The following is a 17,608-nucleotide window of genomic DNA, read 5'->3' on the forward strand; positions in this document are numbered from 1 at the left end:
AGCCACCGCCGGTCGACCCGGCGAAGCTCGCCACCGCCACCCAGACCCGGTGCGCGGTGGTGATCCGGTGCGCCAACTGCACCCGTCGATCATGCAGTTGTGGTGGTGGACGAAGCACGTGAACCGCACTTTTCCCGGCACCACAAGTCCATGATCGACGCCAAGCGGCGGGCGGGGCGGGGTACGGAGCGGCGGTGGTCCGGGAGCCCTGGCGGGGATCCGGACCACCGCCGTCGCGGGTGACGCCGGGAGGATGGGCGCTCGTCAGCCGACGGCGGCCAGGTCGGTGAGCCGGGCCAGCGAGTCCTCCAGGTCGGCGCCGACCCGACGCAGTCCGAGGCGCAGCATGGCCGCCTTGACCGGGCCGGCCGGCCAGCGGACCACGATGAGGCGCACTATGGTCCCGCCCTCCTCCTCGTCCCCGGTGAGCTGGACGTAGATCTCGGTACGCGCCTCCGCCCGAGATCCAGCACCCTTGGCCCGTTCCCGCCAGCCGATCAGCGTCGGCTCCTGGTAGGCGATCACCTCGGCCTCATGCGCCGAGCCGCGCCCGGCCTGGACGAGTTGTCGCCGCCCGAAGCCCTCTCCCGAGAGCACTTCGGCCGCTCGGACCCCGGCCAGCCAGGCCGGCAACTGCTCGGCCCGCTGCACGACATCCCAGACCACTTCAATTGGCGCCGCCACGTGCGCACTGCGTTCCACGAGGATCATTTCCGTCTTTCCTCCGGTGAGGACATCCCACGATATCGGCACTCTATGCGCTAAATCGGACTTACCTGGACGGGTTCGGAAAAAGACACGCCGATCAACCATTGCGGAATGCGCCAGGCCGGCCTATGGCGCATTCATCGAGAGCGCTCTAAAGTCCCGAACACGTTTCACGTTGACCGGGAGGGCGCATGTCGACCGCACCGATGCCCCAGTTCCCCACCGGCTTCCGCTGGGGCGTCTCCACATCGGCCCACCAGATCGAGGGCGCCACCACCGCCGACGGGCGCGGTCCGTCCATCTGGGACACGTTCGCGCACTCCCCCGGGCGGATCAGCGACGGCAGCAGCGGCGAGGTGGCCTGCGACCACTACCACCGGCACACCGAGGACGTCGCGCTGCTGGCCGGCCTGGGCGTCTCCGCGTACCGGTTCTCCATCGCCTGGCCCCGGGTCCAGCCCACCGGATCCGGTCCGGCCAACCCGGCCGGCCTGGACTTCTACGACCGCCTGGTGGACGAGTTGCTGGCCGCCGGCGTCGACCCGGTGGCCACCCTCTACCACTGGGACCTGCCGCAACCCCTCGAAGAGGGCGGCGGCTGGCTGCACCGCGACACCGCCGCCCGCTTCGCCGAGTACGCCGAGAAGACCGCCGCCCGGCTCGGCGACCGGGTCCGGCTCTGGATCACCCTCAACGAGCCGTTCATCCACATGAGCCTCGGCTACGGCATGGGCGAACACGCCCCCGGCCGGACGCTGCTGTTCGACGCCTTCCCGGTCGCCCACCACCAACTGCTCGGGCACGGGCTCGCGGTCGCCGCGCTGCGGGCCCACAGCGCCAGCCCGGTGGCGATCGCCAACAACTACTCGCCGGTGCGGGTGCTCGGCGACCGCGACGCCGACCGGGCCGCCGGGGCGACGTACGAGGCGCTGCACAACCGGCTCTTCACCGACCCGCTGCTCGGACGCGGCTACCCGGAGCTGCCCGGCTTCGACCCGAGCGTCATCCACCCCGGCGACCTCGACATCATCGCCGCGCCGATCGACGTGCTCGGAGTCAACTACTACAACCCCACCGGCGTACGGGCCGCCGAGGAGGGTTCACCCCTGCCGTTCGACCTCGTGCCGCTGGACGGCTACCCACGCACCGCCTTCGACTGGCCGGTGGCCCCCGACGGGCTGCGCGAGTTGCTCGGCTGGCTGCGCGACACGTACGGCGACGCGCTGCCGCCCATCGAGATCACCGAGAGCGGCTGCGCGTACGACGACGCACCCGACGCCGACGGGCAGGTGGCCGACCCGGAGCGGATCGCGTACCTCGACGGGCACCTGCGGGCGGTGCGGTCCGCCATCGACGACGGGGTGGACGTCCACGGCTACTTCGTCTGGTCGCTGCTGGACAACTGGGAGTGGGCCGAGGGGTTCACCAAGCGCTTCGGTCTGGTGCACGTCGACTACGCCACCCAGACCCGTACGCCGAAGTCGTCGTACACCTGGTTGCGCGACGTCATCGCGGCCAGCCGGCCGGGGTCGGCGCGGTGACCACCCTCGACCCGACGCCGGCGTCGCTGCCGGCGGCGCTCGCCGAGCCGACGGTGCCGGTACGGCGCGGCTGGATCGGTTTGATCTTCGCGGCCAACCTCGGCGTGTGGATGGCGTTCTTCACGCCCATCCAGGTGCTGCTGCCGCAGCAGATCGAGCAGATCGCGCCCGGCGACAAGGAGAACATGCTGGCAGTGGTCACCGGCCTCGGTGCGCTGGCCGCGGTGCTGGCCAACCCCCTGGCCGGCGCGTTCTCCGACCGGACCTGCCTGCGGATCGCCGGACGCGAGTTCGGCCGTCGGCACGTCTGGACGGCGGGCGGGGCAGTGCTCGGCGCGGCGGCCCTGGTGCTGCTGGCCCAGCAACGGACCATCCTCGGGGTCGCCCTCGGCTGGGTCGCCGCGCAGGTCTGCTTCAACGCGATGCTGGCCAGCCTCAGTGCCGCCATCCCGGACCGGGTTCCGGTGACGCAGCGCGGCGGGGTCTCGGGGTGGGTGGGCATCCCGCAGGCGCTCGGGTTGGTGCTCGGCGCGGTGCTGGTCACCGCCGTGGTCACCGGCAATGCCGCCGGCTACCTGGCCATCGCCGTAGCCATCCTGCTGCTGTCACTGCCGTTCGCGCTGCTCACGCCCGACGAACCGCTGCCGCGTACGCATCGGCCGGCGATCCACACGCGGGCGCTACTCGCCTCGATGTGGATCAGCCCCCGCCGGCACCCGGATTTCGCCTGGGCCTGGATCACCCGGTTCCTGGTCCAGTTGGGCAACGCCCTGGGCACCCTCTACCTGCTGTACTTCCTCAGCGACGGGGTGCGCCACCCCGACCCCGAGGGCGGCCTGCTGATCCTGATCCTGCTCTACACGCTCGGGATGATGCTGACGGCCGTGGTCGCCGGCCGGATGTCCGACCGTTCCGGCCGCCGCAAGATCTACGTGATCGTCTCCGGGCTGATCATGGCGGTGGCCGCGCTACTGCTCGCTGTCGCGCCGGTCTGGCCGATGGCGGTCGTCGCCGCGCTGCTGCTCGGCGCCGGCTACGGCGTCTACCTCTCGGTGGACGCCGCGTTGATCACCCAGGTGCTGCCCCGGGCCACCGACCGGGCCAAGGACCTGGGCGTCATCAACATCGCCAACTCGGCGCCGCAGGTGCTCGGTCCGGCGCTCTCCGCCCCGCTCGTGGTGTACCTGGGCGGCTATCCCACGCTCTACGCGGTCACCGCGGTGGTCACCCTGCTCGGCAGCGCACTGGTCGTCAAGATCCGCTCCGTCCCCTGAGCAAGGGGGCGGTGGCGGAAAGCAGTCGCGTACCGCCGTAGGCTGGGGGACGTGACAGTACGTGTGCGCTTCGCCCCTTCCCCGACCGGTATGTTCCACGTCGGCGGCGCCCGCTCGGCGCTGCAGAACTGGATCTACGCCAAGCAGCAGGGCGGCGTGTTCGTGCTGCGCATCGAGGACACCGACGCGGCGCGTAACAAGCCCGAGTGGACCGAGGGCATCCTCTCCGCGCTGGACTGGATCGGGATCTCCCGGGGCAGCTACGAGGGCCCGTACTTCCAGTCCGCGAACGCCGGCGAGCACCGGGCCGCCGCCGCGCGCCTGCACGAGTCGGGCCGCGCCTACTACTGCGACTGCACCCGCGAGGACGTGCAGGCCCGCACCGGCTCGCAGTACCAGGGCTACGACGGCTACCACCGCGACCGTGGCCTCGGCCCCGGCCCCGGGCACGCCCTGCGCTTCCGTACACCCGACGAGGGCGCGACAGTTGTGGTCGACCTGATCCGTGGTGAGCCCACCTTCGAGAACAAGCTCATCGAGGACTTCGTCATCGCCCGGGGCGACGGCTCGCCGGTCTTCCTGCTGGCCAACGTCGTCGACGACATGACCATGGGCATCACCCACGTGATTCGGGCCGAGGAGCACCTGCCCAACACCCCCAAGCAGCAGTTGCTCTGGGAAGCCCTCGGGGTCAAGCCGCCGATCTGGGCGCACGTGCCGGTGGTGGTCAACGAGAAGCGGCAGAAGCTCTCCAAGCGCCGGGACAAGGTCGCCCTGGAGGCGTACCGCGACGAGGGTTACCTGTCCGGCTCGATGCGCAACTACCTCATGCTGCTCGGCTGGGCCCCCTCCGGGGACCGGGAGATCGTTCCCTGGTCGGTCATCGAGGACGAGTTCCGGCTGGACGAGGTCAACCTCTCCTCGGCGTTCTTCGACGAGAAGAAGCTGCGCGCGTTCAACGGTGAATACATTCGCGCGCTGCCGGTGGCCGAGTTCATCGACGCCTGCCAGCCGTGGTTGACCGGCACCGGGACCATCGCGCCGCCGCCGTGGCAGCCGGAGGAGTTCGACGCCGACGCGTTCGCCGCCGTGGCGCCGCTGGCCCAGACGCGGATCGCGGTGCTCAGCGAGATCGTTCCGAACGTCGACTTCCTCTTCCTGGCGTCGCCCCTGATCGACGAGGCCGCCTGGACCAAGACGATGAAGGACGGTTCCGCCGAGCTGCTGGACGACGCCGTCGCGGCGTTCGAGGCGCTGGAGTCCTGGGACGCCGAGTCGTTGAAGTCGACGCTGGAGGCGGTCGGCGCCGAGCGGGGCCTCAAGCTCGGCAAGACGCAGGCGCCGGTGCGGGTCGCGGTCACTGGCCGCACAGTGGGTCTGCCGCTGTTCGAGTCGCTGGAGGTGCTCGGTCGCGAGCGCACCCTGACCCGGATGCGCGCCGCCCGCCTGCGTCTGGTCTGACCCACCACCACCGCGCCGATCTTGCACTTTCGGTTGTCGACATGAGTGGGATGCCCCTTGTGTCGGGACAGTAAGTGCAAGATCGCGGAGCAGGGTCAGCCCAGTGGTCACTGGGCTCCGCGTCGGCGGCGGAACACCAGGCCGGCCCCGAGTGCGGCGAGCAGCAACAGGCCGCCGAGCGCCCAGATCCACCAGCGACCGCCGGAGTCGGACCGCTCCGACGCCGCTGGCACAGTGGAGGCCGTCGCGCTGCCGGGGGTCGCCGACGCGGGCCCGCTGGAGGGTACGCCGGCGGCCGACGCGGCAGCCGAGGGCGAGCCGGCCGGGTTGGTGCTGACGACGGCCGACGGCGAGGCGGACGGGTCGGCGGCGGTGCCGGTGGTGAGGGTGAACCGCACCTCGCCCTTCACCGGGTGCCCGTCGGCCGACGCGAGCTGGTAGCCGACGATGTAGAGCCCGGCGGCGGCCGGCTTGAACGGCACCCGCACCCGACTGCCATCGAAGGCGGGAGTCCCGCCAGCGACCACATTGTCCGGTCCGGTTATTGTGATCTTCGTCGTAGTCGGTGACGGCTTGGCGAGGAACCGCAGCTCGACCCGGGCGGGTGCCGATGCCACGCGGGCACCGTCCCGCGGGTTGCTGCCGGTCAGCTGGTTGTGGGCGGCGGCCGGAGTCGCCGGCACCAGAAACGACACACCGAACGCCACGCCGAGCACCACTGGCATGACCCGCACCGTACGTGTAACCCTGCCCCCCATGAACCCCTCCGTAAGGGTACGATCCGCCCGCTGATCAAACGGCTCCTCATTAGTCGAGCAGAGATCGCAGATAGTTCCAATTACTGTTCCGAAAGCTGCAACTCATCGACGTTCTGCGGAGTCTGTAGGAGTGGACGCGACCATCCGGTCGATGCCGCACCGGCAGATCGGTCCAGACGTCACGACGAAGCCATCCATCGAACGGGGCGAGGAGGCGGGATGGTCCGACACATGAGGCGGTTGGCCGCCGTGTTGGCGGGCACGCTGGCGGTGGCACTGCTGTCGCTTGGCACCGCCAACTCGGCCTCGGCGGCGCCGAAGCCGGCACCCGCCGGAGTGGACATCAGCGGCACGGGGCTGTCCGCGCCGCTGCGGTTGCACGCGGACAAGGAGCCCGCCCTCGTGGGCGCGGTCATCGACCAGGTCAACTTCCTCGCTCGCACCGGCATGCCAACCGGTCCGAAGGCAGCAAACCTCGGTCCGAAATACACTGTCGTGGTGCTCGCCGGCGAGACGCCGAAGCAGACCTACGACCTCTATCCCAAGGCGATCGGCGGCCCTCGCGTCTTCCGGCCGGCGAAGCAGCCGGATGGCCGCAAGACCAGCGCGGGCTGGTTCCTGGGTCGGCTCAGCATGTCCGAGACCCTGCGCACCGCCGGTGTGCCGCTGGAGCGGCAGTTCGACACTGTCAGTGGCGGCGCGGGCGGCGGCGAGCGAGTTCTCCCGGAGGACACGCTGGACCCGGCGAAGGACCTCGACGAGGCGCTCGGCGACCTGCAACACCTGCTGCTGCTCAACGTCGGCGTGATGCTGACCATCACTGTCGGCCTCGCCGGGATCGCCCTACTGATCCGACGCCGCACGCGCTGAGCTGGCGCACGCGCTGACCCGGCGCACTCGCTGATCAGCGGGTGCGTCGGCGGTGTTTCAGCACCAGCGGCGCGGTGGGCGCTCCCGGCGGGTGGCACGCGGCCGCGGTCGGACCGCGCCGTGCCGATGTGCCCCGGCCCAGCCGGGAAGTTCGCTGAGGCAACCAGCGGGAACGTCCGAGTCGGGCTCGGCGAGACCGGCGGGCTCGGCGGAGCGCTGACGCGGCAGCACTGGTTCGTCATCGACGCGCCCGTGCAGTGGCTCCACCGGGTGCGATGGTGCGCCGCCGACCGGCCGGCGGTGCTTGCCAGCCGCCTGCGGGTCGTGGTGCCCCGGCCGGCAGGGCTCGCCCTGGGCGCAGCCGTGCTCGGCCTCCCCGTGCGCCATCCCCGGTCTCCTCACGCTCGCCTCGCCCTCGGGTGCTCTCCCCGAGGTGCCCTGTCACCGTACTGGCCGGGACCGACGGGCCGCGCGCAGCGTACCCGGGGTCCGGACCGGTCGGTCCTCGAAGAGGCCGCTGAGCGCGGGGGCCGGTTACGCAGTTCACACCTTCTTTTCGCGCAGTTCACCCGGGTCGCCACTACCGAGGGCCCACCGGCGGTCGGTACGGGTCCGCGTACCCCTTTCGGCGCATGGCGATGCGGTCGAGGTCCTCCCCCGGTGGGAGTTCGGCGGGCGGCGGCTGTGGTGGGATCGGGGCATGCGTGCGCCACCGTGGCTCGACTCCGGCACCCTCGGCCGCGACCTCGTGCTGGCCGGAGCGTCACTGGCCGGTGGCCTGGTGCTGCACGCCCTGGGTTGGCAACCGCAGGTCCGTCCGGACGGGAACGTGCCGTCGGCGCTGTTCCTGCCGCCGCTGGTGGCGGTCTGCGTCGCCGTCGGCCTACGGCGGGTCGCACCACGCGCCAGCCTGGCCGTGGGGACCGGCGCGCTGGTGGTCGACACGGCGCTGGGCAGTTCGCTGGGCACGGTCCTGGTCTACACGCAGGTGCTCTACGACGCCTGCGTGTACGGCCCGCCCCGGCTGTGGCGGTGGTTGCTGCGGATCACCGTGGCGCTGAGCCTGGTCGGGGTGGTCGTCGGCGTGCTCGGGTACGGCCAGTGGCGCGGAGCGGCGCTCGGGGTGCTGGTGGTGCTCGCCGGGGTGCTGCCGGTCCTGACCGGCATCAGTGTGCGGCAGTACCGCGACCAGGCCGCCGCCGAACGGGCGCGGGCCGAGCAGACCGCCCGGCTGGTCGAGTTGGATCGTCGGCAGGCGGTCAGCGCCGAACGGGCCAGGATGGCCCGGGAGCTGCACGACGTTGTCGCGAACCACCTCAGCGCGGTGGCCATCCACGCCACCGCCGTGCTCTCCGTGCCCGGGTTGGATCGCGGCCAGGTCGAGTCGGCGTTGCGGGTGATCCGGGAGAGCAGCGTGCAGGGGCTGGCGGAGATGCGTCAGATGATCGAGGTGCTTCGCGAGCCCGGTACCAGCGTCGATCCGGCCGCGCCGGAGGTGGTCACCGCGCGGTTGGCCGAGGCGGACGGACTGGTCGAGCGGGTCCGGGCGGCCGGCCTCGCGGTGCGGGTCCGCACCGACGGCACACCGGGGCCGCTGCCGGTGGCGGTGGACCTGGCCGCGTACCGGATCGTGCAGGAGTCGTTGACCAACGCGCTCAAGCACGGCACGGGTGAGGCCGACCTGACGATCGCGTACGGGTCGGCGGAGGTGGTGCTGACTGTGGAGAACCCGGTGCGTCGGCACGGGGTCGGTCTGCCGGGCGCCGGGGCCGGGCTGATCGGCATGCGGGAGCGGACCACGCTGCTGGCCGGTCGGATCACCGCGGGGCCGCAGGATGGTCGGTGGCTGGTCCGGGCCGCCCTGCCCACCGGGGAGGTCGGGTGACCGGGCCGGTTCGGCCGCCGGACGACGCGGGTCCGGCGACGGTACGGGTGATGCTCGCGGACGACCAGCCAGCGGTACGGGCCGGACTTGCCCTGATCCTGAACGGCTCACCGGGCATCGAGGTGGTCGGCGAGGCAGCCGACGGCGACGAGGCGGTGCGGTTGTGTCGGGAGTCGCGCCCGGACGTGGCGGTCCTGGACGTCCGGATGCCCCGCCGGGACGGGATCTCCGCGACCCGGGCCATCGTCGCCGACGGGCTCGCCGACGTGCTGGTGCTCACCACCTTCGACCTCGACGAGTACGTCTTCGGCGCGTTGCGTGCCGGTGCGGCCGGTTTCCTGCTGAAGGACACCGACGCCGACGGTCTGGTGGCGGCGGTGCGGACGGTGGCGCGTGGCGACGGCTTCATCGCCCCCGCGGTGACCCGCCGGTTGATCACCGCCTTCGCGGCCACCACGCCGGGCGCGTCCGCGGCCACCCGGGCCGCGCTGGACACCCTCACCCCACGCGAGCGCGACGTGCTGGCCTGCCTCGGCCTGGGCCTGTCCAACCAGCAGATCGCCGGTCGGCTGGTGCTGGCGGAGAGCACCACCAAGACACATGTGAGCCGGATCCTGGCGAAGCTGAGCCTGCGTAGCCGGGTGCAGGCTGCGATCCTGGCCCAGGAGCTGGGGCTGCCCGCTCCCCCACAGCCGTGAGACGGGCCCCGGCGGCGGCCCGCTGACCGGTGCCGGCGTGGTTGGCCTGCTCACGACGTGTCAGGCTAGGGCGGTGAGCACGCCGGGCGGTGGGGAGCTGTCGGCCACGCTGCGTCGGATCGAACGATCGGCGGGGGCGTTGGCCACCTCCAGCGTGGCCCGGATGGACGAGACGCTGCCCTGGTTCCGGGCGTTGCCGGCCGACCAGCGTTCCTGGGTGATGCTGGTGGCCCAGGCGGGCGCGAGGTCGCTGGTGCAGTGGCTGCGCGAGGGCGGCGGCACTGCGGACAGCACCCAGGAGGTCTCGGACGAGGTCTTCGCCGCCGCACCGCAGGCGCTGGCCCGGTCGATCACCCTCCAGCAGACCGTGGCGTTGATCAAGGTGACGATCGACGTGGTCGAGGAGCAGGTGTCGCACCTGGCCGCCGAGGGCGAGGAGCAGCAGCTACGCGAGGCGGTGCTGCGCTTCTCCCGGGAGATCGCGTTCTCCGCCGCCCGGGTGTACGCGCGGGCCGCCGAGTCGCGCGGCGCCTGGGACGCCCGGTTGCAGGCGCTGCTGGTCGACGCGCTGTTGCGCGGTGACTCGCCTGACGTCCTGGCCAGTCGGGCCGCCGCGCTCGGCTGGGCGGACGCGCCGCCGGTGGCGGTGGCTGTCGGTCGGTCGCCCGGCGGCGAGGTCTCCGCGGTGCTGCACGTGGTCTACCGGCAGGCCCGCCGGATCGGCGTGGAGGTGATCGGCGGCGTCCACGGCGACCGGCTGGTGATCGTGCTGGGTGGCGCACCTGACCCGCTGACCGCCACAGCGAAGCTGCTGAGCGCTTTCGGGGACGGCCCGGTGGTGGTCGGTCCCGCCGTACCGAGCCTCGACGAGGCGACCGAGTCGGCGCGGGCCGCGCTGTCCGGCTTTCGGGCCGCACCGGCCTGGCCGAGCGCGCCCCGACCGGTGCCGGCCGCGGACCTGCTGCCGGAGCGGGCCCTCGCCGGCGACGCGGAGGCCCGTCGGCGGCTGCGTCACGATGTGTACGCGACGCTGGTGCGCGCCGGAGGGGAACTGCTGGCGACCCTGGACGCCTTCCTGGCCGCAGGTGGCACGCTGGAGAGCGCGGCCCGGGCACTGTTCGTGCACCCGAACACGGTGCGCTACCGGTTGCGCCGGATCGCCGAGGTGACGGGGTTCTCGCCACTGTCGCCGCGCGACGCGTTCGCCCTTCAGGTCGCGCTGACCGTGGGTCGGTTGGATCCGGTCGCCCCGCTGGCCTCGCCGGTCCCGACTCAGACAATGACCCCGGCTACCCGGAAATCCGCCCAAACCGAGGATGATCCCCGCCGATCTTTGTAGGAAACCTCTAAAGGTCCTAGTGTGGTTTGGTCGAAGGCGGCACCGCGTTACCCGCCTTTATCCGGGAGAGTCATAGACGTGCTCGCCGTACTTAGTCCCGGCCAGGGTTCTCAGAAACCCGGCTTCCTGACCCCCTGGCTCGACCTGACCGGCACCGAGGCGCGACTGCGCGACTGGTCGGCGTTGGCCGGGGTCGACCTGCTGCACCTGGGCACCGACGCCGACGCCGACGAGATCAAGGACACCGCCCGCACCCAGCCGTTGCTGGTCGCAGCGGCGTTGCTCGCGGCCGAGCACCTGCCGCTGGACGGCGTCGCGCTCACCGCCGGCCACAGCGTCGGCGAGTTGGGTGCCGCCGCCCTGGCCGGTGTGCTGACGGCCGACGCCGCTATCACCCTGGCCGGCGTCCGCGGCCGGGAGATGGCCGCCGCGTGCGCGCTGGAGCCGACCGGAATGGCCGCGGTTCTCGGTGGTGACCCCGACGAGGTGATCGCCGCGATCGAGGCGAACGGGCTCTACCCGGCCAACCGCAACGGCGCCGGGCAGATCGTCGCCGCGGGCGCCCTGGACGGGCTCGACAAGCTCGCCGCCGCGCCGCCCGCACGGACCCGGATCATCCGGCTCCAGGTGGCCGGCGCGTTCCACACCCCGTACATGGCTCCGGCCGAGACCGCGCTCGCCGCGGAGGCCGCCGGGATCACCCCCGCCGACCCGGCCCGGACCCTGCTGTCGAACCTCGACGGCACCGCCGTCGACAACGGCGCGGCCATGGTGCAGCGCCTCGTTCGGCAGGTCACCGCACCGGTGCGCTGGGACCTGTGCATGCGTACGCTGGCCGACCTCGGGGTCACCGGCGTGATCGAGCTGCCCCCGGCCGGCACCCTCGCCGGCCTGGTCAAGCGGGAACTCAAGGGCGACGGCGCCCCGGAGATCGTCACCCTCAACACCCCGGACGACCTGCCGGCCGCACGGGACCTGATCGCCCGTATCGGAGGTCGTTCATGACTGGCAGTCGCATCGTCTCGATGGGGCACTACCAGCCCTCCCGGGTGGTGACAAACGACGACATCGCCCAGCTCGTCGACACCAACGACGAGTGGATTCGCGACCGGGTCGGCATCGTCAGCCGGCGGATCGCCGACAGTGAGACTGTCGCCGACATGGCCGCCGCGGCTGCCGGCAAGGCGCTGGCCAATTCGGGCCTGACCGCCGCCGACATCGACCTGGTAGTGGTCGCCACCTGCTCCTCCATCGACCGCAGCCCCAACGTGGCCTGCCGGGTCGCCGCCAAGCTGGGCATCACCGCCCCTGGCGCGTTCGACCTCAACACCGCCTGCTCGGGCTTCGCGTACGCGCTGGGCACCGTCGACCACGCCATCCGGGCCGGGGCGTCGCGCAACGCGATCGTCATCGGCGCGGAGAAGCTGTCCGACTTCACCGACTGGACCGACCGCTCCACCTGCATCATCTTCGCGGACGGGGCCGGTGCCGCAGTGGTCTCCGCCACCGCCGACGACGAGCCGACCGGGATCGGCCCGGTCGTCTGGGGTTCGGTGCCGGACAAGAGCGACGCGGTCCGCATCGAGGGTTGGCGCCCGTACATCCAGCAGGAGGGGCAGGCGGTGTTCCGCTGGGCCACCACCGCTATCGCGCCGCTCGCGCTGCAGGCCTGCGAGCGGGCCGGGGTCGACCCGTCGGAGCTGGCCGCGTTCGTGCCGCACCAGGCCAACGCCCGGATCATCGACGGCATCGCCAAGCGGCTCAACATCCCCGACGCGATCATCGCGAAGGACATCGTCGAGTCCGGCAACACCTCCGCGGCGAGCGTGCCGCTGGCCCTGTCCAAGCTGGTCGAGCGCCGGGAGGTGCCCTCGGGCGCACCGGTGCTGCTGTTCGGCTTCGGCGGTGGCCTGACCTACGCCGGTCAGGTCGTCCGCTGCCCCTGATGACCCCCTCGGGCGCGTACGCGTCCAGGAGTGGCGGTCGGCGACGCCGACCGCCGGAGAACCCCGATGAAAGGAACCAACCGCAATGACCCGTGACGAGATCACCACCGGCCTCGCCGAGATCCTCGAAGAGGTTGCCGGGGTGAACCCGGACGACGTGGCCGAGGGGAAGTCCTTCACCGACGACCTCGACGTCGACTCGCTCTCCATGGTTGAGGTAGTGGTCGCGGCCGAGGAGAAGTTCGGCGTCAAGATCCCGGACAACGAGGTGCAGAACCTCAAGACCGTCGGCGACGCTGTCAGCTACATCGCGGCGCAGTCCTGATCATGAGTCGTCCAGACGTCGTCGTCACCGGGCTCGGCGCGACGACCCCGCTTGGCGGGGACGTCGCGTCGACCTGGGACGCAATGCTCGCCGGCCGCTCCGGGGTGAGTGCCCTCACCCAGGAGTGGGCCGAGCAACTGCCGGTCCGAATCGCCGCCCAACTGGCCGTGGAGCCGTCCGAGGTGCTGGACCGGGTCCGCCTGCGCCGCCTGGACCGTTCCGAGGCGATCGCGATCATCGCGGCGCAGCAGGCCTGGGCGGACGCCGGCCTCGCCGGCTCCGACCTCGACGGGGAGCGGTTGGCCGTCAGCGTCGGCTCCGGCATCGGCGGTGCCACCACCCTGCTCGCCCAGGACGACATCCTGGAGGCGTCCGGGCCACGGCGGGTCTCCCCGCACACCATCCCGATGCTGATGCCGAACGGTCCGGCCGCCTGGGTCGGGCTGGAGCTGGGCGCCAAGGCCGGTGTGCACTCGGTGGCCAGCGCCTGCGCCACCGGCGCCGAGGCGATCGCCCTCGGCCTGGACATCATCCGCTCCGGCCGGGCCGACGTGGTGGTGGCCGGCGGCACCGAGGCGGTCATCCACCCCCTGCCGATCGCCGGCTTCAGCTCGATGCGGGCCATGTCGACCCGCAACGACGATCCGGAGCGGGCCTCCCGCCCGTGGGACCGGGGCCGGGACGGCTTCGTCCTCGGCGAGGGCGCCGGCATCGTGGTGCTGGAGCGGGCCGAGCACGCAGCGGCCCGGGGCGCCCGGGTGTACGCGCGCCTCGCCGGCGCCGGCATCACCTCCGACGCGTACGACATCGTGCAGCCGCACGCCGAGGGCGAGGGCGCCATCCGGGCCATCGCCAAGGCGATCGCCGACGCGGACGTGGCGAAGCGGGACATCGTGCACGTCAACGCGCACGCCACCTCGACCCCGATCGGGGACATGCTGGAGATCGGCGGGCTGCACAAGGCGCTCGGCGACCACCCGGTGCTGTCCGCGACGAAGTCGATGACCGGTCACCTGCTCGGTGCGGCCGGTGCGCTGGAGTCGATCGCCACCATCCTGGCGATCCGCGACAGTGTCGTCCCTCCGACGATCAACCTCGACGACCCAGACCCAGGCCTCACCCTGGATGTCGCCGCGCACAAGGCCCGCCACATGGAGATCCCGGCCGCGTTGAACAACGCGTTCGGCTTCGGCGGCCACAACGTGGCTCTCGTCTTCGCCCGACCCTGAGATCCCGCGAAAGGGCCCCTCCTCGTCGAGAGGAGGGGCCCTTTCGTCGTTCAGCCTCGGTTGCGGGGGTGCTGTTTGGCGGTGCGCTCGTTGCCGTGGCGGTAGTTGCCGGTCCAGCGGGCCATCACCAACTGCGGGTCGTCGTCGACCTCGGCCAGGAACTCGGCGGCCCGAGCGCCGCGCAGCGTGCCTGCGACCCGGCCGTGGTGGGTGATCACCACAGTGCCGTCCGCCCGTTGCACGTGCCGGAATCCTGCTGCCGCTCCCATGGGGTGAGGCTGTCAGACCGACCGGTGCGGGGGCGACCCGATTTCCGTCGCGCGGGAACACGATCCCGATTGACGTCGAGAGACCGCACGGCTTAGATGGGCCGACTGAAGATCGACTGACGGGGATCACCACGATGGACACTCGTACCCGCGTCGCCGTGTCGGCGGCGCTCACCCTCGGCCTGCTGACCGGCTGCGGCGACGACGGCCGCGCTCCCGCCGGGCCCGCGGCCGGCAGCCCGGCCCCACAGGCCACTGGCGAGCCCTGGTACGACGAGGTGGCTGCGGCGTCGCCCGGCGGCACCACCGGCGGCACCGGCTCCCCCTGCCCGGTACCGGTGACGTTTCCGCTGGCCGACGGGTGGACGGCGAAGGCGATCGAGCCTCCCAAGGGCGAGCTGGCCGAGCTGGTCGGCGAGGCGCTCACCAAGCGCGGCGGCAGCACCGTGCGTTGCGAGGTGGACGGCCGCTCGGCCGGCGGCGGATTCGTGCGGATCTGGGCGGCGGACTCGCCGACTGTCACGCCGCGCGCCGCGCTGGAGAGTTTCGCAGCCGGGGCCGGCGAGACGGTCGCCGGGCAACAGTTCCGCGACCTGCGCGCCGGCGGCTTCGACGCCACCGAGATGACCTGGCTCGCCACCAACCCGCTGGTCGAGGAGGAGGATGAGTCGCGGAACTGGGCGCTGGCCGTCCAGTCGGCGGGGCAGACGCTGGTCTTCGCTGTCAACGAGGGGCTGATCACCGAACGGACCGACGTGCTGCCGGCGTACCGGCTCGCGGTGCGCGGGCTCGCGAAGGGCGAGTGAGGTGGGCGCTGAGCCGTCCGCTTCCGGTCGGTCAGGTGCCACAGGTCGTCGCGGGCAGACCGGGAACGGCCACCGGGGACCGGCCACCGGGCCGGGCCTTGCCGGCGAGCACGGCGGCGAGGGCGGTCATCGAGGCCCGGCTGGAGGAGTACGTCGCCAGCAGCGTCGGTGACTTCGCGTCGGCCAGCACGTACGGGGTGTCCATGGCGACCGTGACCGCCGCGTCGGGGCTCAGGTCCTTGGCGCCGTCGCCGTAGCCCACCAGGTGCACGATCGTGCCGCCGCTGGGCTTGACCTGCATCCCGGCGGCGGTCAACGCTGCGGTGAGCGTGGCCCGGGTGCCGTCCCGACCGCCGGACGAGGTGACGGTGACCGGCCCGCGTACCGCCTTGCCGCAGGCGCCGCGCAGCACTGTGACGGCGGCGGCGGCCAGCGCGTCGGCCGCCGCCCGGTGCGCCGGGGTGTTGAGCGTTGACATCTGCGCCGCCGGCAGCTCAGCGAGCTGGAACTTCATGGTCAGCACCCGGGTGACCGCCTCGACCAGCCGGGTCCGGGGCAGCGATCCGCCGCGCAGCGCGGCGAGCAGCCCGTCGTACGCCTGACCGACGTTCGGGGTCATCAGGATGAGGTCGTTACCGGCGTTGAGCGCCCGGACCGCCGCCTCGCCGGGAGCCCAGCGCATCGCGGGCGGCATGTTCATCCCGTCGGTGATCACCACGCCCTTGAAGCCGAGTTGGCCGCGCAGGACGTCGGTGAGCAGCTTGTGCGAGAACGTCGCCGGGGTCCCCGGGTCGATCGCTCGCGCGTCCAGGTGACCGGACATCACTGCCATCGCGCCCGCGTCCATCCCGGCGGTGAACGGCGGCCATGCGCCGCTCTGCAACGCCGCGGCGGACTGGGTCAGCACCGGAAGGTCCTGGTGCGAGTCGTCGGCGCTGTGACCATGCCCGGGGAAGTGCTTCAGGGTGGCCGCGACCCCGACCGCCTGGAGGCCACGGACCGCGCCGCCCACCTGCGCCGCGGCCTGCTTCGGGTCGGCGCCGTACGACCGGGAGCCGATCACGGTGCTGCGGGTGGCCAGCACGTCGGCCACCGGGGCGAAGTCGATGTTGATGCCCATCGCGGCCAACTCGGCGCCGGCGGCCCGCCAGGCGGCCTCGGTGAGCTTCGGGTCACCGGCCGCGCCGGCCGCGAGGGCGCTGGGCAGCACTGTGACCCCGTCGGTCACGCGGGTGACGACGCCGTACTCCTGGTCGGTGCCGATGAGCAGCGGCGCCGAGCCGGCGGCGAGCCGACCGGCGGCGGTACGCAGCCCGGCGGTGAGCTCGTGCACCTGCTTGGGGTTGTCGACGTTGGTGGTCTCCTGGTTGCCCTTTGTCGGGTCGTCGGCGCTGAAGCCGACCAGGATCAGGCCACCCAGCCGGTACTTGGCGATCATGTCGGCGGGGGTGTCCACCCCGGCGAGGGCCTGATTACCGGCCGCCGAGCCGGCGGAGACCTTCGTCGCCGAGTCGCCGTAGGCGTACGGCATCAGCACCTGACCGACCAGGTCTTCGTCGGACAGCGTCGCGACCAGCGCGGCGGCGCGGCCGGCGGGGTCGCTGGCCGGCGGCGCGGCCGGGACGCTCGGGCCCGCGGACGTGGCGACCGGGCTGGGCGTCGGCGTGGGGCGCTCCGGGTCACCTGAGCAGCCGGAGACGAGCAGGGCGGTCAGGGCGGCGACAGCGACACTGGCGCGCCACGGGCGATTCGACACGCCGCCCATCCCACCAGCTTCTCCCTTATCGGGGCAACTTGACCTTACCGGTCGTCACCGGTGCGACGGCCCACGGCCAGCGGCCCACCGACCGGGTCAGCCGACCCGAGTGAGCAAGGTCACCGGGGCGCCGTCGCCGGCGTACCGGTAGGGCTCCAGGTCAGCGTCCCACGCCGTGCCGAGCGCCTTGTCGAGGGCGTGCGCCAACGCCTCGGGGGCCCGGGAGGCCGCCATCAGCGCCCGAAGGCGGTCCTCGCCGAGCTGGATGTCGCCGGCCACGCCGACCGTTGCCCGGAACAGGCCACGGGCTGGCACGTACATGAACCGCTCACCGTCGGCACCGGGACTCGGCTCCTCGGTGACCTCGAAACGGATCATGGGCCACTGCCGGAGGGCAACAGCCAGCTCGGCGCCCGTCCCCGGACGACCGGTCCACCCGCACTCGGCCCGGCGTGCGCCGGGGTCGACGGGCTGAGCCGTCCACTGCAGGTTGACCGGCGCGGCTAGGACGCGCGCGATCGCCCACTCGACGTGTGAGCACACGGCGAGCGGGGTCGAATGGACGTATACGACGCCACGCGTTGGCACGGTGACCTCCCGGGAGAGCGAGGTGCGTCTTCCCCTACGACCTCGTCCACCCAGGTGGCTGCTGCAACACATGATGACTCCTGTGACGCGTGGTGCGCCAGGGAATCGGAAAAAACGCCGGCTGGAATAGCCGGACGGGTGGCTGCGGTTACCCC

Annotated in this window: 17 protein-coding genes and 1 pseudogene; 12 read left to right on the top strand and 6 right to left on the bottom strand. The window is 72.2% G+C overall.

Annotation, left to right across the window (positions count from 1 at the left end):
* Nucleotides 1-264: 264 nt before the first annotated feature.
* On the bottom strand, nt 265-711 hold the full coding sequence (locus AB0C20_RS21245; protein ID WP_210783445.1) for an SRPBCC domain-containing protein: 447 nt from the start codon (nt 709-711) through the stop codon (nt 265-267).
* Nucleotides 712-899: 188 nt separating this feature from the next.
* Between AB0C20_RS21245 and AB0C20_RS21250 the strand changes: the two genes are divergently transcribed.
* Genes AB0C20_RS21250 through gltX form a run of 3 tightly spaced genes read left to right on the top strand, consistent with a single transcriptional unit; the run spans nt 900 to nt 4,984 of the window.
* Entirely contained in the window at nt 900-2,249 is a 1,350-nt protein-coding gene (locus tag AB0C20_RS21250; protein WP_357568578.1) for a GH1 family beta-glucosidase, read from the top strand.
* Complete coding sequence (locus AB0C20_RS21255; protein WP_357568579.1) at nt 2,246-3,523, top strand: MFS transporter; 1,278 nt, start codon at nt 2,246-2,248, stop codon at nt 3,521-3,523. Before AB0C20_RS21250 ends, AB0C20_RS21255 begins: the two co-directional genes overlap by 4 nt.
* 51 nt (nt 3,524-3,574) lie before the next feature.
* Nucleotides 3,575-4,984, top strand: a complete 1,410-nt coding sequence (gene gltX / locus AB0C20_RS21260; RefSeq protein ID WP_357568580.1) for a glutamate--tRNA ligase — start codon at nt 3,575-3,577, stop codon at nt 4,982-4,984.
* Between the two features lie 107 nt (nt 4,985-5,091).
* On the opposite strand, the gene AB0C20_RS21265 is transcribed toward gltX, so the two are convergent.
* Nucleotides 5,092-5,709, bottom strand: coding sequence for a copper resistance CopC family protein (locus tag AB0C20_RS21265; protein WP_357568581.1), 618 nt, complete (start codon nt 5,707-5,709; stop codon nt 5,092-5,094).
* Between the two features lie 252 nt (nt 5,710-5,961).
* Between AB0C20_RS21265 and AB0C20_RS21270 the strand changes: the two genes are divergently transcribed.
* Nucleotides 5,962-6,612, top strand: coding sequence for a hypothetical protein (locus tag AB0C20_RS21270; protein ID WP_357181246.1), 651 nt, complete (start codon nt 5,962-5,964; stop codon nt 6,610-6,612).
* Between the two features lie 57 nt (nt 6,613-6,669).
* On the opposite strand, the gene AB0C20_RS21275 is transcribed toward AB0C20_RS21270, so the two are convergent.
* Nucleotides 6,670-6,999, bottom strand: a complete 330-nt coding sequence (locus AB0C20_RS21275; RefSeq protein WP_112582586.1) for a hypothetical protein — start codon at nt 6,997-6,999, stop codon at nt 6,670-6,672.
* Nucleotides 7,000-7,312: 313 nt separating this feature from the next.
* On the opposite strand from AB0C20_RS21275, the gene AB0C20_RS21280 reads away from it, so the two are divergent.
* The 7 genes and pseudogenes from AB0C20_RS21280 (at nt 7,313) to fabF (ending at nt 14,034) form a co-directional block, all read left to right on the top strand.
* Nucleotides 7,313-8,497 (top strand): histidine kinase, encoded by a 1,185-nt coding sequence (locus AB0C20_RS21280; protein ID WP_357568582.1) that lies wholly within the window; start codon nt 7,313-7,315, stop codon nt 8,495-8,497.
* A gap of 50 nt (nt 8,498-8,547) precedes the next feature.
* Complete coding sequence (locus AB0C20_RS21285; protein WP_357568587.1) at nt 8,548-9,195, top strand: response regulator transcription factor; 648 nt, start codon at nt 8,548-8,550, stop codon at nt 9,193-9,195.
* Between the two features lie 37 nt (nt 9,196-9,232).
* A complete protein-coding gene (locus AB0C20_RS21290; protein ID WP_279616386.1) occupies nt 9,233-10,534 on the top strand; it encodes a helix-turn-helix domain-containing protein in 1,302 nt (433 codons plus the stop codon).
* A 78-nt stretch (nt 10,535-10,612) separates the two neighbouring features.
* Nucleotides 10,613-11,521, top strand: a pseudogene (locus AB0C20_RS21295) (ACP S-malonyltransferase); the annotation flags it as partial.
* Nucleotides 11,522-11,535: 14 nt separating this feature from the next.
* The gene (locus AB0C20_RS21300) at nt 11,536-12,480 is read left to right on the top strand and encodes a beta-ketoacyl-ACP synthase III (RefSeq protein ID WP_091409280.1); all 945 of its coding nucleotides are present in this window, start codon (nt 11,536-11,538) and stop codon (nt 12,478-12,480) included.
* Nucleotides 12,481-12,565: 85 nt separating this feature from the next.
* Complete coding sequence (locus tag AB0C20_RS21305) at nt 12,566-12,805, top strand: acyl carrier protein (protein ID WP_030330276.1); 240 nt, start codon at nt 12,566-12,568, stop codon at nt 12,803-12,805.
* Nucleotides 12,806-12,807: 2 nt separating this feature from the next.
* Complete coding sequence (gene fabF, locus AB0C20_RS21310) at nt 12,808-14,034, top strand: beta-ketoacyl-ACP synthase II (protein WP_091409277.1); 1,227 nt, start codon at nt 12,808-12,810, stop codon at nt 14,032-14,034.
* 50 nt (nt 14,035-14,084) lie between these two features.
* Here the strand turns inward: fabF and AB0C20_RS21315 are convergent, their stop codons facing one another.
* Complete coding sequence (locus AB0C20_RS21315) at nt 14,085-14,303, bottom strand: hypothetical protein (protein ID WP_112582579.1); 219 nt, start codon at nt 14,301-14,303, stop codon at nt 14,085-14,087.
* A 134-nt stretch (nt 14,304-14,437) separates the two neighbouring features.
* Between AB0C20_RS21315 and AB0C20_RS21320 the strand changes: the two genes are divergently transcribed.
* Nucleotides 14,438-15,109: a lipoprotein gene (locus tag AB0C20_RS21320; RefSeq protein WP_357568583.1), complete on the top strand. Its 672-nt coding sequence runs from the start codon at nt 14,438-14,440 to the stop codon at nt 15,107-15,109.
* A 31-nt stretch (nt 15,110-15,140) separates the two neighbouring features.
* Here the strand turns inward: AB0C20_RS21320 and AB0C20_RS21325 are convergent, their stop codons facing one another.
* Both AB0C20_RS21325 and AB0C20_RS21330 read right to left on the bottom strand, forming a co-directional pair.
* Complete coding sequence (locus tag AB0C20_RS21325) at nt 15,141-16,874, bottom strand: glycoside hydrolase family 3 N-terminal domain-containing protein (RefSeq protein ID WP_357181266.1); 1,734 nt, start codon at nt 16,872-16,874, stop codon at nt 15,141-15,143.
* Nucleotides 16,875-16,961: 87 nt separating this feature from the next.
* On the bottom strand, nt 16,962-17,453 hold the full coding sequence (locus AB0C20_RS21330; RefSeq protein ID WP_030488755.1) for a DUF3145 domain-containing protein: 492 nt from the start codon (nt 17,451-17,453) through the stop codon (nt 16,962-16,964).
* Nucleotides 17,454-17,608: the final 155 nt, after the last annotated feature.

The organism is Micromonospora sp. NPDC048843, from assembly GCF_040649965.1.
Taxonomy (GTDB): domain Bacteria; phylum Actinomycetota; class Actinomycetes; order Mycobacteriales; family Micromonosporaceae; genus Micromonospora; species Micromonospora hortensis.